The sequence below is a fragment of the Pseudomonas sp. GW821-FHT10B02 genome (assembly GCF_059415665.1).
In genome coordinates this window covers 142264-156215 of the sequence record NZ_JBWKNR010000016.1, presented here as the reverse complement: position 1 = coordinate 156215, position 13952 = coordinate 142264, and the positions used below count along the sequence as shown (strand labels likewise).

Genomic DNA, 13952 nt, shown 5'->3' with positions numbered 1-13952 from the left:
AAGATTAAATTCCGAAACCCCTATCTGCGTATGCAGGTAGGGGTTTTGTCTTTTCTGCTCCACCCCGCTCCCACAGACACCAGGCAAAAAAAACCACCCCGCAGGGTGGTTTCATTACATCGAATACCAAGTCAGTCGCCGTGATACTCGCAACCGCTGGTGCAGGTCTCATGAATGCGCACTTTGGACAGTTCTGGCAGCAACGGCTTGACCTGGTCCCAGATCCATTTGGCGATCACTTCGCTGGTAGGGTTTTCCAGGCCAGGAATGTCGTTCAGGTAATTGTGGTCCAGCTGTTCATACAGCGGCTTGAAGATCGCCTTGATCTCGGAAAAGTCGCGAATCCAGCCAGTATGCGGGTCCAGTGGGCCGGTCAGGTGCAGGGCGACCTTGAACGAATGACCGTGCAGGCGGCCGCATTTGTGCCCTTCCGGAACGTGCGGCAGACGGTGTGCCGACTCGAAGGTGAACTCTTTGAAAATTTCCACGGTGTCTCAACTCTGAAAGCCAATGCTGGTAAGCAGTTTACCAGCATGACCGTTACAGCGGTTGCAGTTGCGCGTGCAGCCTGCCGCTTTCTATCAGTTCAAGCAGCTCGTCGCCCAGACGCCGGCTTTCGGAGATTGCCTTGTGCCAGTAGCGTTGGCGGCTGCCGGCATCACCCATGAAGCGCTTGAAGTCGCTACGGTCCGGCAACTTGCCGTAAGGCAGGCTGGCTAGGTACTGGGCGGAAGGTGCCAGCAGCAGGACATTGCGCAAGCGTTGGGCATCGCCACGCCGCCAGGGCAGGGCTTTGTCGAACCAGCCAGGGATCACCTTATCGGTAAAGTGCGGGTAGAGCACGATGTCGTCGCCCTGGTACGGCAGGTCCAGATGGTAGTCGAGCAGGCCACCATCGCGGTAAGTGCCCTGACCAACGCCGGGAATATCGCGTACGCCCTCCATTACCATTGGAATTGAACCCGAAGCCAGCAAGGCATGGCGCAGGTTGGCGACATCCAGCGGCAGACAACGTGAAGGAAAGTCGGTCAGGGGCTGCAGCGGCGGGTTGCTGCGGGCATCGTGGAGGATAATTCGCTCAAAGTGGCGGGCCAGTCGGGGACGGCCGATCAAGTTGTCGGCAATAACCGAAGAAAGCCCCATTCCCAAACGTGCGCGGTGATCATGTGCCAGCAGCCCATGGCTTTTCACCACCATGATGTTAAGGCGGTAATCGGGGCTCTCGAGGATCTGCGCGTCACGCCCTTGTAGCAGTTCATCAAGCATGCGCTGGCAGCTACGGCTGACCTCGGCCTGGGTGACGCCTTTGGCGAAGTCCTGCTCGGTATAAAGCTCTCCGAGGCGCTGCAACGCTTGCGCCGGGTTGGGCAGGCAGGCGCTGGCAAAGCGCCAGGAACCGATGGATGCACCGATCAACGCTCGCTCACGGGGGGCGCCGGGCAGCCAGTGGCCGAACAAGGCCAGGTCCAGGCCTTGTATGCCAAGGGCCTTGGGGCCGCCTGCGGCGCCCGGTAGCACACCCACATCGGCAGCCTGTAATCCACGTTCGCGGATGCGCTGCAAGGCGCGACTTCCGGCCTTGAGCGTCAGGGCCGGGTACTTGATATGGATTGCGCTCATACGGGCCTCGCTGTCTGGAGCCGGCAATTATAAAGAACAGCGGTCCAGTTGTGGGGCAGGGGTGCGCTATCATGTCGCCAGTTGTTTTCAGCTTCAATTAAGTTCGGTTGGTTAATCTAGGCCCCGTAGAAACATTATTGATCTCAACGGAGAGACACCATGAAAACTTTGACTGCCCTGTTCGTGACCGCTGCTCTTGCCCTGAGCGCCAATGTCGCACTGGCCAAAGACATCCCTATGCATGAAGTCACCAAGCTGGTTCAGGACAAAACCATCCTGTCGCTGGATGACTTGAATGCCAAAGCGCTGGCCAAGCATCCAGGCGCCACGATCAAAGAGTCCGAGCTGGAAGATGTCTACGGTCGCCTGGTCTACAAGATCGATCTGCGCGATGCCCAGAACGTCGAATGGGACGTGGATCTGGACGCCAAGACCGGTGAAATCCTCAAGGACGTCCAGGACAAATAATGAGCGTTTGCACGCGAACAGCGCAGACGGTACTCGTTGCGCTGTTGGTACTTTGTTCGCTGGCATCGGCCCGTGACCTTGATCAGGACGAAGCCCTGCAGTTACGCCAGCAGGGCGTAATCCTGCCGCTGGAGCAGTTGCTCAATGACGCCCTGGGACGCTATCCCGGGGCGAAGTTGCTGGAGGCGGAGCTGGAACACAAGCACGGCCGCTACGAGTACGAAGTCGAATTGCTGACCCCTGAAGGCGTAGTGCGCGAGATCAAACTCGATGCATCCAATGGAGCGTTGCTCAAAGACGAGGAGGATGACTGATGCGCCTGTTACTGGTCGAAGACAACGTCCCGCTGGCGGATGAACTGACCCAAGGCCTGCAGCGCCAGGGCTATGCGGTCGACTGGCTGGCTGATGGCCGTGACGCGGTCTATCAGGGAAGCAGCGAACCCTATGACCTGATCATCCTCGACCTTGGCTTGCCCGGGTTGTCAGGGCTTGAAGTATTGGCCCAGTGGCGCGCCGGTGGCTTGGTCACGCCGGTGCTGATTCTGACTGCGCGCAGCTCCTGGGCGGAGCGCATCGAGGGGCTAAAGGCCGGTGCCGACGACTACCTGAGCAAACCCTTTCACCCGGAAGAGCTGATGTTGCGTGTGCAGTCGTTGCTGCGTCGCGCCCGTGGCCTGGCCAATCAGCCAACCCTGGAGGCGGCCGGCCTGCAACTCGATGAAGGGCGCCAGTGCGTGACCCGTGACGGCGTCGATATCCAGCTCACCGCTGCGGAATTTCGCCTGTTACGCTACTTCATGTTGCACCCGCAGCAGATTCTGTCGAAGAGTCATCTGGCCGAGCATCTCTATGACGGTGAGACCGAGCGCGATTCCAATGTGCTGGAAGTCCACGTCAATCACTTGCGTCGCAAGCTCGGCCGCAGCGTCATCGAGACGCGCCGCGGGCAAGGTTACCGCTATGCCGGGAGTGCCGAGTGAAGTCGATCCAGGCACGCTTGAGTCTTGGCCTGATTGCGGTACTGGTGCTGGTAGGTCTGGCCCTGGCGCAGTTGAGTCTGTGGTTGTTCGAGGTGGGCTTGCAGCGCTACCTGGAGACAGGTTTGCGCAAGGAAAGCGAAAACCTGCTGATCGCGCTGGTGCGCGGACAGTCAGGCCTGGAGCTGGATGAGCGGCGGCTTTCCTCGGCCTACCAGCGGCCGTTCTCCGGCTATTACTTTCGCATCGATTTCGACGGTGGCAGCTGGCGTTCCCGGTCGCTTTGGGACCTGGACATGCCTGCGCCAGCCAGTAGCGGCCTGCACACCGATCTGCAGCTTGGCCCGGAGAACCAGCAATTGCTGGTGCTGCGTAGCGATTACCGGCGCTTCGGCCAGCCCATTTCGATCAGTGTCGCCCAGGATTACACCCCGGTGCGCGATCAGTTTCGCCGCATGCAGCAGATCGGCCTGGGCCTGGGCCTGGTCGCCCTGATTCTGGTACTGGTACTGCAGCGCATCACCGTCACCCGCTCATTGCGCCCGCTTGAGCGCGTGCGCGGGCAGATCGCGCAGTTGCAACAAGGCAAGCGCTCGCAGCTCGACACCCAGGTGCCTAGCGAGCTCGAGCCGCTGGTCGCACAGATCAACCATCTGTTGGCTCACACCGAAGACAGCCTGCGCCGCTCACGCAATGCCCTGGGCAACCTCGGGCACGCGCTGAAGACGCCGTTGGCGGTGCTGCTGAGCCTGGCTTCCAGCGAACACTTGAAGGACGCACCGCAGGTCCGCGTACAACTGCGCGAGCAACTGCAACAGATCCAGCAGCGCCTGAGTCGTGAGCTCAACCGTGCCCGGCTGGCTGGCGATGCGCTGCCTGGTGCGCAATTCGATTGTGATGCCGAGCTGCCCGGGTTGCTTTCGACGCTGGGCATGATCCATGGCGAAGGCCTGGAACTCAGCCAGCGCGTGCCGCCCGGCCTGCTGTTGCCCTGGGACCGGGAGGACCTGCTCGAACTGCTCGGCAACCTGCTGGATAACGCCTGCAAATGGGCTGACAGCGAAGTGCGGTTGACGATCGAAGAGCAGGCCGAACGCTATCAACTGGTGATCGACGACGATGGCCCGGGTATTCCTGAGTCTGATCGCCAGCAAGTGCTCGAACGCGGTACCCGACTGGATGAGCAGGTCGATGGACATGGCCTGGGATTGGGCATCGTGCGCGACATCGTCGAAGTCTGGGGCGGGCAGATGACACTGCAGGACAGCCCCCTTGGCGGGTTACAGGTCAGTATCGCGTTGCCGCGTAGGGGTTAACACTGCCCACGAAAATTGGCCATTACGATCTCTTTTTGGCCAACCACACACTGTGATCCGTCAAAACCCTCAGCAAGAATCAGAAGGCCAAACTCGGGGGAATAATCCATGGCCACACTGAAACGTATGCTTGCTGTCGGCGTTGGGGCACTGACGCTGTTGGCCGGCGCCGTGCATGCCGAAGTACGAGAGCTGAGGGTGTACAACTGGGCGGACTATATCTTGCCATCCGTGCCCAAGGATTTTGCCGCGCAGTCCGGCATCAAAGTCACCTGGGACACCTTCGACACCAACGAATCCCTGGAAGCCAAGTTGCTCACCGGCAACTCTGGCTACGATCTGGTGGTGCCTTCGAACCAGTTTCTCGATACCCAGATCAAGGCCGGTGTCTTTCAGAAACTGGACAAGAGCAAGTTGCCCAACTGGCGCCATCAGGACCCGGTACTGCTCAAGCTCCTCGACCGCAACGACCCGGGTAACCAGTACGGTGTACCCTATATGTACGGCACGGTGTTGATCGGCTTCAACCCGGCCAAGGTCAAGGCCGCGCTGGGTGAGCAGGCGCCGGTGGACAGCTGGGACCTGGTGTTCAAGCCCGAGAACATGGAGAAGCTCAAGTCCTGTGGCGTGGCCATGCTCGACACACCTTCGGAAATTCTGCCGATTGCCTTGCACTACCTTGGCCTGGACCCCAACAGCCAGAACCCTGACGACTACGAAAAAGCCAAGGCCCTGATGTTGAAGATCCGGCCCTATGTCACCTACTTCAACTCCGCGAAGTACATGACCGATATCGCCAACGGTGACATCTGTGTCGCCATCGGCTATTCCGGCAGCTTTTACCAGTTCGGCAACCGCGCCAAGGAGGCGGGCAATGGTGTAGTGGTTGACTGGCGCTTGCCTAAAGAGGGGGCACCGATCTGGTTCGACACCTTTGCGATTCCGAAAAGCGCGAAAAATGTTGCCGAAGCCCATGAGTTTCTCAACAACCTGATGGACCCGAAAGTCATCGCCCCGATCAGTGATTTTCTCGGTTACCCCAACGCTAACAAAGATTCGTTGGCGCTGATCAAGCCGGAAATCACCGGCAACCCGAACCTGACTCCAACCCAGGAAGCCCTGGCCAAGCTTTATGTGGTGCAACCGCTACCGCAGAAGCTTGAACGTGTGCGCACACGGGTCTGGACCAGCATCAAGTCGGATAAGTAATCAGTACGCGGTGGCGGCGCACAGGGACTGCGCCGCCGATCTGCAGACAGACTCAAGCCAGCGTCAGGCTCAGCATCACCGGTAGTGTCAGCGCCGCCAGCAAGGTCTGCAAGGCAATGATGTTGGCCATCAGCGGAGCATTACCGCCCATTTGCCGGGCCATGACATAGGACGACGAAGCGGTCGGCAGGGCCTGGAACAGAATGGCCACGATTGCCGCCTGGCCGCTGAGTCCGAGTGCTCGACAGACCCCGAAGGTTGTCAGTGGCAGCACCACGAACTTGAATAGCGAGGCGGCCAGCAGTGGACGCGGGCCCAGCCCCTGAGCACTGCTACCCAGGGCGGCACCGACGCACAGCAGGCCCAATGGCAAGGCTGCCTGACCGAGCGCTTTCACGGTCGGTTCGATGCCCGCTGGCAGCCCTGCTCCGGTGACGCGCAGGGCAATACCGATTGCGCAGCCAACGATCAGTGGGTTACGGCAAATCGCCTTGATCACAGCAGCAGCCGAACTGCGCGTACCGCTGTAGCGGGCAAAGACCATGACGCACAGCACGTTCACCGTGGGCACGATGGCGGCATTGGCCACGGCAGCCAGGGCGATCCCGCCCGTGCCATAAATCCCGGCGGCCAACGTCGCGCCAATGTAGTTGTTGAAGCGCACACCGCCCTGAAACACCGAGGTGAAACTGGCGCCATCACTGGCGACTGCTCCCCTGCACAGCACCAGCAAGGTGGCGCCAATCAGCGTCGACAGCAGCAACACCGCAACCATGTCGAACACCGGCAGGCCGGTAAGGTCGGCTGTCGCCAGCCCATGCATGAACAGCGCAGGGAGCAACACGAAGTAGCTCAGGCGCTCGGCCGCTGGCCAGAAACTCTCACCCAGAAACCCCTGGGTCCGCAGCCAGCGGCCCAGCGCAATCAGCAGGGCGATGGGGACGATGGTGGCAAGGATCAGGTTCAGCATCAGGCAATTTCCCTATCAGTCAGCGCTCCCTTGTGGGAGTCGACATCAGGCTAGCCTGTGGTATTGAAAGAAAAAAACGCTGAATTCTCAAGCAACCGTTGAGGAAAACTTCATGGTTGGCCCAAGGTGCTTTTCAGTACGGCGGTCAGGTGGCGCCGACGGCTGCTGGCATGTTCGAGCAAGCCGACATGGCGTACGCGCTGGGGTTCGCCAAAGGGCAGCAAGGTCACTGCGGGCAGGTGCTGCAAGTCTTCGTCGGCCAGGGGCACGATGGCCACGCCCAGGCCCATCGAGGCCATGTGCGTCAGGGCTTGCTGGCTGTCCAGTTCCATCTGCTCGCTGACCGGCAACTGTTGTTTGCGCAGTTCCTGCTCGATGATGCGTCCGGCCCAGGCACGTTTGTCAAAGCGCAGGAATGGCTGGCTGGCGAGTAACTCCCTCAGGTTTGCCCCGGCAAAGCCCGGACCGGCAACGGCCCAGAAGCGGTTCTGGTAAAGCGGGGTGAAGTCCAGGTTGGCCGGGTAGGGAGGTACGGGTTCGGTGGTGATGGCAGCATCCAGTTCACCGTCCTCGACGCGCCGGGCAAGCTCCGCGGACATGCCCGAGAGCACGCTGATATGCAGGTGTGGATGCTCGGCCTTGATCTGCACCAGCGCCGCAGGCAGACGTCCGGCCAATGCGGTGTGAATGGCACCGATTTTCAGTCGGCCACGCAGGCCTGGGCCACTGACCAGCGCGCCCGCCATCTCATCGTAGGCGGCAAGGATTCCCTCGGCGCGCTCGACCGCCAGATGCCCGGCTTCGGTCAGGCTGACCTGACGCCGGCTACGGTCGAACAGGCTGACCTGCAGCTCTTCCTCCAGGCTGCGGATATGCAGGCTGACCGCCGAGGGGGTCAGGCTCAGGACGTCGGCGGCACGGGCGAAGGTGCCGTGGCGAGCGATGGTGACCAGGGTGCGCAGGGCTTTGAGCGACAAACGCGGGCTCCGATTATGCCGGGGAGTGGAGGCTCATCATGGCGTCGATCAACGTTGATTGAAAGTCCCCGGCTTTGGCTGGCCATAGGCCTGGGTAATCCGGTCGATCACCATCGCCAGCGCGACTATCGCCAACCCGGCTTCCATGCCCTTGCCGACATTCAAGGTCTGAATCCCCGCCAGCACATCTTCGCCCAGGCCGCGCGCGCCGATCATCGAGGCAACCACCACCATCGACAGGGCCATCATCACCGATTGATTGAGCCCGGCCATGATGCTCGGCATGGCCAGTGGCAGCATGACCCGGCGCAGGCGTTGCCAGCGTCCGGCACCCAGCCCTTGGGCGGCCTGGGTCAGGGACGGATCGATCTGTGACAACCCCAGTTCGGTCAGGCGGATCAGCGGCGGCAGCGCGTAGATCAAGGTGGCGAAAATCGCCGGGACCTTGCCCAGACCAAACAGCATCAGCACCGGAATCAGGTAGACGAAGCTGGGCAGGGTCTGCATGACATCGAGTACCGGCAACAGCAACTGGCGTGCCCGTGGCCGGCTGGCCAGCAATACACCGATAGGCACACCGATCAGAATGCACAGCCCGGTACTCACCAGCACCAGAGCACAGGTTTGCAGGAGCTTGTCCCACAGACCTATTACCCCGATCAAAAACAGCAAGCCGCTCAGCACCAGCGCCCTGATCACACTGCGACTGGCATGCCAGGTGAGCAGTGCGACGACCAGCAGTAACAACCACCAGGGTGTTGCACGCAACAGGTTTTCCAGCGCGACCAGCAATTGCAGCAGGCCTTCGGAGACGCTGCGCAATTGATCGCCGTAAGCCAACACCAGCCGGTCGACGAAGCGGTTGACGCTGTCGGCGAAGGAGACGTGCAGGGTTTCCGGAAAGCCTCCACTCACAAGCCGGCCTCGACGCGTTCGGCGACTTCGCTGGGCAGCCAGGCTTTCCAGGTGGCCGGATGATCACGCATGAATTTCAGCGCGGCATCCTTGGGAGATTCGCGTTTTTCGCTCATCTGCGCCAGGGCTTTGTTCAAGGTGTCGATGGGGATGTCGACCTTGGCGAAGAACTCGACCAGTTGCGGATACTCGTTGCGAAAAGGCGCGGAGACACCGATCGACAACTTCGCGGGCAGTGAGCGCGAGCCTTGTGGATTGGGGTTGTTGGCGTCGGTCAGGGTCTTCCAGGCCGCTTCGTTGAATGGCGGCTCTTCCAGGCGAACCAGAGAGAAGCGGCCCATCAACGGGGTAGGCGACCAGTAGTAGAACAGCACCGGCTTACCGCGGCGGATCGCCGAGGTGATTTCGGCATCCAGGGCGGCACCGGAGCCACTGCGAAAGTTCACGTAGTCATTGTCCAGGCCATAGGCCTTGAGCTTCTGGCTGTTGACGATCTCGGAGGTCCAGCCGCTGGGGCTGTTGAGGAAGCGGCCCTTGTCAGGTGTCTCCGGGTCCTTGAAGACGTCCTTGTACTGCTTCAGATCATCCACCGCGTGCAACTGCGGAGCCAGGGCCTTGATGCCGCGAGCAGCATCCCCCTTGATCACGTATTCAGGTACATACCAGCCTTCATCGGCGTTCTTCACCGTGTCGCCGATGGCGAACACCTGACCGGCCTGTTCGGCCTTGACCCAGGCCGGGCTGCGACCGGCCCATTCTTCGGCAATCACCTGGATGTCGTTGCGCGCCAGGGCCACTTCCATGCTCACGGTGCTGCCGGGGAGGGTTTCGGTGGGGTAGCCGTAACCCTTCTCGACGATCAGGCGCAGGATTTCGGTGGTCAGGCTGCCGCTTTCCCAGGTGATGTCGCCGAAGTGGATGGGCTTGCGTGGTTCGTTGGCCGTAGCGCTAGCCAGGCCTAGAGCGAGCAACAGGCCGGCCAGCAGCGTCGGGATGCTTTTCATCAGGGCCTCGTCATTGGCGGTCTACGGGTTCGGGCAAGTGTAGACGACGAGGTGTTGCGCACTGCCCGGGCACAGGTGTTCTGGAACGCCTTCTATCTGCACACCTGACCAGGCCAGGTGTGAGCATGCGTGTTGGCATGCCCGGCGAAGGGTACGGGTGCAAACACGGAAGGTTGAACCTATGAATCTTGATGTGAGCTTCGTTTACTACCGCAATTTTCGTTTCGATGGAAAATTCCACGTGCGCTGTATCGGCAGTGGCCTGAGCAAAGTGAAAAGCATCCGTTATGAGCTGGAGAGGGCCGGACCTGAAGGCCCGAAGCAGGTCGATGCCAAGTCCGTGCATTCTCAGGCCTATAGCGGTGCACTGGTCGATCACGGTTGTCCGGCCACGCTGCACACCGAGACGGCGACAGGTACCTACACGATCAGGCCGCGGATCAGGGTGATGGATGATGTGTCGGATCTGCCTGTCGACTCTTCTCGCTCGCTGGAGATGACGCCCTTGATCATTGACATCAGCGAAGGCGAACTGAGCAGAGGCCTTCTCGACACTGTGCCGGTTGATGCCGCCAGAGGCAGGGGCAGGCGGTCTGTGGCGGATGAGCAGGGCAACGAACCTGCTGGCCTGGTGCAGGTGGTGGACCCGTATGGCGAATTGCTGGAATCGTTCCCTTATGCGCAACCCGGCAAGTCCTACCCGCCTTTGGTGCTCAAGTTCAATGTTGGAGGCTTTGAGCGATTCCTGTCCGAGCTTGAGCCTGACTCAGGTTCCAGCCTCGTGCGCCTCTGGCCCAGGCTGAAGGAGGTAATCGACCCCCGGCCTTTCCTGGAGCAGCAGGAGCGTCTTGACGAAAAACTCGTAGCACTCAGGGATTACTGCTACCTGGAGCAGCCCGCGAGTATGCTCAACGACACCTATGTGACGCTGATCAAGACCCTGGCAGCGCTGGAGTACCTTGAATCTCTTCACTTCGTGCCCCCTGACCTCGAACCAGGCAACCTGATTCTTGGTGCTGCCGTCGCGCTGGCAACACTGATCACGGGCGCTGCCGTGGTGGCAGGTAATAACGCCTATGACGACGCACAACCCACTCCGGACTTCGAGCCGTTGCAAACCTACCTGGATGAACCCGGCCCCAGATACCAGGGTATGAATGTCCGCAAGGCATGGGCTAAGCAGGTGAGGGGGAAGGGGGCCCGGGTGCACTTTTCAGATGGCGGGCTGTTTCCAGACCATGAAGACCTGCGAGGCAATCCCAACCTCAAGATCATTACCCTGGAACCCAATGGTGACCCCAACCACGGAACCAAATCAGTGGGAATCCTGCTGGCTACGCCCAACGGCATCGGCATGACCGGCATGTGCCACGCCAGCGAATTGTATCTCTACAACAACAAGGCCCGGGATCAGGATTCCCGTGCCCGGACGCCGAAGGATCTTCTGCGCCATGTCGAACCCGGTGACATCGTCGCCATCAATCGCCATTCGGCCAATGTGAATGTGTTGACGACGTTCTTGCCGTCGATACATGAGCGGGACTGGTGGGACATGGCAAAAGCGTTGACCGAGCGAGGTGCGGTGGTGCTCTTCGCGGCGGGCAATGGCAGTACCGAAACGATTGCCGACAAAGGCACCACGGCGGGATATGGCGTCAATTTCTCGCAATGGCCGTATTTCCATGATCATGGAGATGCCAATGCCATCCTGATAGGCGCCTGTCAGTCATGGGATGGTAAACCCCATCAATACTCGAACTTTGCCTACCCGCACCGGATGCTCAATGCCTGGGGGGACAGCGTGGCTACGCTCGGTTCAGGGCCAGATCGACTGCAAGACAAGTCCGGTAACGACAGGGATTACACCTCGAACTATGGTGGGACCTCAAGCGCCACGCCTTTGGTCACCGGCGCGCTCACGTTGATCCAGTCCTATGCCATGGAGCAGCATCATGTCTATTTGAACGCTGATCAAATGCACCTGCTGGTTATGCAAGCGGGTTACCTGGATGCCACGTTGCCACATTCGTCGGTCCTGCCGATGGGGGCAAGGCCGAATGTCCATGCCGCCTTGGTCCTGCTCGATCAGATCCTGGGCGGTGGCAGGTTCCACTCGCCCAGGGATGAGCTCTGATGTGCAAGCGTAACCGTCGCTCGCCAGGGGTTACGCCTCAGACCCGGAACTGATCCATCAATCCCTGTTGCTGGTTGGCCAGGCTGTTGAGCGACTGGCTGACCCGCGCCGATTCGTTGGCCTGTCCGCTGAGGGATTCGGTTACGTCACGGATGGTCGCCACGTTGTTGTTGATTTCCTCGGCTACGGCGCTCTGCTCTTCGGCGGCGCTGGCGATCTGCAGGTTCATGTCGCTGATCACCGTGACCGCATCGCCGATCTGCTGCAAGGCGGTGACCGCCTGACTGACCTGCTCGACGCTGCCTTGCGCCTGACGATGGCTGCTGTCCATGGCACCCACTACTTCGCGGGTACCGGCCTGCAGTTCTTCGATGACCTGACGGGTTTCTTCCACCGATTCCTGGGTGCGGCGGGCGAGGTTGCGTACCTCATCGGCGACCACGGCGAAGCCGCGGCCTGCTTCACCGGCGCGGGCGGCTTCGATGGCGGCATTGAGGGCCAGCAGGTTGGTCTGTTCGGCGATGGAGCGGATGACTTCCAGCACCGAACCGATCTTCTCGCTGTTCTCGGCCAGGCCTTCGACCTGGGCCATGGCGGTGCTCATGTCGGCGGCCAGGGTGTCGATGCTGGTGGTGGTGCGGTCGATGACCGACAGGCCCTGGCGAGTGGCCTGATCAGCGTCGCGGGCTGCCTGGGCAGCCTGGGCCGCGCTACGGGCAACGTCCTGGGCAGTGGCGCTCATTTCATGGGACGCGGTGGCGACCTGATCGACCTGACGGTATTGCTGCTCCATGCCGGCGCTGGTCTGGCTGGCAATCGCCGAAGACTGGTCGGCGGTGTCGCGGGCCGCCTGGACCGAGCGCTTGACCTCGGCAATGGTCGGCTGCAGTTTGTCCAGGAAGCGGTTGAACCAACCGGCCAGTTCGCCCAGTTCGTCGCGTTTGTCGTACTGCAGGCGACGGGTCAGGTCGCCTTCGCCACTGGCGATGTCCTTGAGCATGGCCGCGACACCGAGGATCGGCCGCGTCACGCCGCGGGCCATCAGCCAGATCAGCAGCAGGCCGACGATGGCCGCCAACGCGCCCAGGCCCAGCTCGATCAGGGTGCCGCTGGTGTTGCTGCGGTCGAGTTCCTGCTTGAGGGCCTCGGCCGGGCCGGTCAGGGCGCTTTCCGGAACGTCGAGCAGCACGCCCCAGGACTTGCCGCCCGGGATCGGGGCAAAGGAAGCCAGGACCTTCAGGCGCTGCTTGTGATGGATGCTGTGAATGGGCGTGCTGTCAGCCAGCAGGCGGATCACTTCGGCGCCTTTCTCGGCATCGACCTGGTCAAAGCGCTGGGCCAGTTTGCCGGCATCCGGGCTGTAGCCGGCCAGTAGGCCCACGGGGCTGAGGATGCTCACCTGGGTCTGGCCCTGGTAGAGGTTGCGGCTGGATTGCTGGCTCATGGCCTGCAGGCTGTTCAGGTTGATGTCGATGGACAGGGTGGCGACTACCTTGTCGGCGACCATCAGCGGGAACACGATGCTGGTCATCAGCACCTGCTGGCCGTTGATCTCATAGAAGTACGGTTCAATCACGCAGGTCTTGCGGGTGGTGCGTGGGCACACTGACCAGGTGTTGGCCGGCTCGCCGCTGGGGCCGATGCTGGTATCGGCCATGTCTTTTTCCGGCAGGGCCATGGAGGTCAGCTGGCCTGGCGTCGGTTGCGACCAGTACAGGGCAAAGCGACCTTTTTCGTTACTGCCCAGTTGCTCCTGGTTGACGAACAGTTCGTCCTTGTTGTCCAGCGCATTGGGTTCGAATACCAGTGACAGGCCGAGCAGGTCGGGGTTGGCCTGCAAGGCGGCGCGTACCTGACGGGTCAGGTCCTCGCGCAGGTCGAAGGCGTCGAGAAAGCGCTTTTCGGCCTGTTCGCGCAGGAACAGGACCTGACGGGCGAAACCGGCACCGTACTGATAGGCATCCATGAACTGGCGACGAATGTTCAAGGCCTGGACTTCGCCCTGGGATTCGATGCGTCCCTGGGCTGACTCGGTGAGCATCTGCATGCTGCTGGTCTTGACCAGCTCCGAGCTGTGTCCCATGCGGTACAACGAAAGGCCCACCAGCAGGGTAACGATGCTGGCCAGGCACAAACCGGCGAGCAGGGTGATTTTCCACTGAATGGAAAGTTGTCTGAACGACATGGCGAAGTCCTTTGATCCAAAAAGATTGAGGCTGCCGACGTTATCGGCGGATACGTCGCTTTCTTTATTCAAACGATCAATTTAAATGCGTCGTTTTCGTGCATTCCTACGACAGCAATCGCCCAGTGAGCTTTGACAAGCGCGAGGGCCTGCTTCAGAGTGTGCGCCCTCCATA

At 60.8% G+C, this 13952-nt stretch carries 13 protein-coding genes; 6 read left to right on the top strand and 7 right to left on the bottom strand.

Features of this window, described 5'->3' with window-relative positions:
* Positions 1 to 131 precede the first annotated feature (131 nt).
* Both queD and AC07OF_RS22860 read right to left on the bottom strand, forming a co-directional pair.
* Positions 132 to 488, bottom strand: a complete 357-nt coding sequence (gene queD / locus AC07OF_RS22865) for a 6-carboxytetrahydropterin synthase QueD (RefSeq protein ID WP_157193281.1) — start codon at positions 486 to 488, stop codon at positions 132 to 134.
* Between the two features lie 52 nt (positions 489 to 540).
* Positions 541 to 1620, bottom strand: a complete 1080-nt coding sequence (locus AC07OF_RS22860; RefSeq protein ID WP_157193280.1) for a patatin-like phospholipase family protein — start codon at positions 1618 to 1620, stop codon at positions 541 to 543.
* Positions 1621 to 1779: 159 nt separating this feature from the next.
* Between AC07OF_RS22860 and AC07OF_RS22855 the strand changes: the two genes are divergently transcribed.
* From AC07OF_RS22855 to AC07OF_RS22835, 5 genes are all read left to right on the top strand, one after another.
* Entirely contained in the window at positions 1780 to 2088 is a 309-nt protein-coding gene (locus AC07OF_RS22855; protein ID WP_157193279.1) for a PepSY domain-containing protein, read from the top strand.
* Positions 2088 to 2402, top strand: a complete 315-nt coding sequence (locus AC07OF_RS22850) for a PepSY domain-containing protein (RefSeq protein WP_157193278.1) — start codon at positions 2088 to 2090, stop codon at positions 2400 to 2402. The genes AC07OF_RS22855 and AC07OF_RS22850 overlap by 1 nt, the downstream gene beginning before the upstream one ends.
* Positions 2402 to 3070, top strand: coding sequence for a response regulator transcription factor (locus AC07OF_RS22845; RefSeq protein ID WP_157193277.1), 669 nt, complete (start codon positions 2402 to 2404; stop codon positions 3068 to 3070). The genes AC07OF_RS22850 and AC07OF_RS22845 overlap by 1 nt, the downstream gene beginning before the upstream one ends.
* The gene (locus tag AC07OF_RS22840; protein WP_157193276.1) at positions 3067 to 4383 is read left to right on the top strand and encodes a sensor histidine kinase; all 1317 of its coding nucleotides are present in this window, start codon (positions 3067 to 3069) and stop codon (positions 4381 to 4383) included. The genes AC07OF_RS22845 and AC07OF_RS22840 overlap by 4 nt, the downstream gene beginning before the upstream one ends.
* Positions 4384 to 4491: 108 nt before the next feature.
* Positions 4492 to 5592 (top strand): polyamine ABC transporter substrate-binding protein, encoded by a 1101-nt coding sequence (locus AC07OF_RS22835; RefSeq protein WP_157193275.1) that lies wholly within the window; start codon positions 4492 to 4494, stop codon positions 5590 to 5592.
* 52 nt (positions 5593 to 5644) lie between these two features.
* Here AC07OF_RS22835 and AC07OF_RS22830 read toward each other — a convergent pair whose 3' ends face one another.
* The 4 genes from AC07OF_RS22830 to AC07OF_RS22815 form a co-directional block, all read right to left on the bottom strand.
* Positions 5645 to 6562 carry an AEC family transporter gene (locus tag AC07OF_RS22830; protein ID WP_157193274.1) on the bottom strand — a complete coding sequence of 306 codons (918 nt, stop codon included), beginning with the start codon at positions 6560 to 6562 and terminating at the stop codon, positions 5645 to 5647.
* Positions 6563 to 6672: 110 nt separating this feature from the next.
* Positions 6673 to 7539 (bottom strand): LysR family transcriptional regulator, encoded by an 867-nt coding sequence (locus tag AC07OF_RS22825; protein ID WP_495073473.1) that lies wholly within the window; start codon positions 7537 to 7539, stop codon positions 6673 to 6675.
* Positions 7540 to 7587: 48 nt separating this feature from the next.
* A complete protein-coding gene (locus tag AC07OF_RS22820) occupies positions 7588 to 8454 on the bottom strand; it encodes an ABC transporter permease (RefSeq protein WP_157193272.1) in 867 nt (288 codons plus the stop codon).
* On the bottom strand, positions 8451 to 9458 hold the full coding sequence (locus AC07OF_RS22815) for an ABC transporter substrate-binding protein (protein WP_157193271.1): 1008 nt from the start codon (positions 9456 to 9458) through the stop codon (positions 8451 to 8453). The genes AC07OF_RS22820 and AC07OF_RS22815 overlap by 4 nt, the downstream gene beginning before the upstream one ends.
* A gap of 181 nt (positions 9459 to 9639) precedes the next feature.
* Here AC07OF_RS22815 and AC07OF_RS22810 point away from each other — a divergent pair, with 181 nt between their 5' ends.
* Positions 9640 to 11592, top strand: a complete 1953-nt coding sequence (locus AC07OF_RS22810) for a S8 family serine peptidase (protein ID WP_157193270.1) — start codon at positions 9640 to 9642, stop codon at positions 11590 to 11592.
* Between the two features lie 37 nt (positions 11593 to 11629).
* Here the strand turns inward: AC07OF_RS22810 and AC07OF_RS22805 are convergent, their stop codons facing one another.
* Positions 11630 to 13777, bottom strand: coding sequence for a methyl-accepting chemotaxis protein (locus tag AC07OF_RS22805; RefSeq protein WP_495073472.1), 2148 nt, complete (start codon positions 13775 to 13777; stop codon positions 11630 to 11632).
* Positions 13778 to 13952 lie beyond the last annotated feature (175 nt).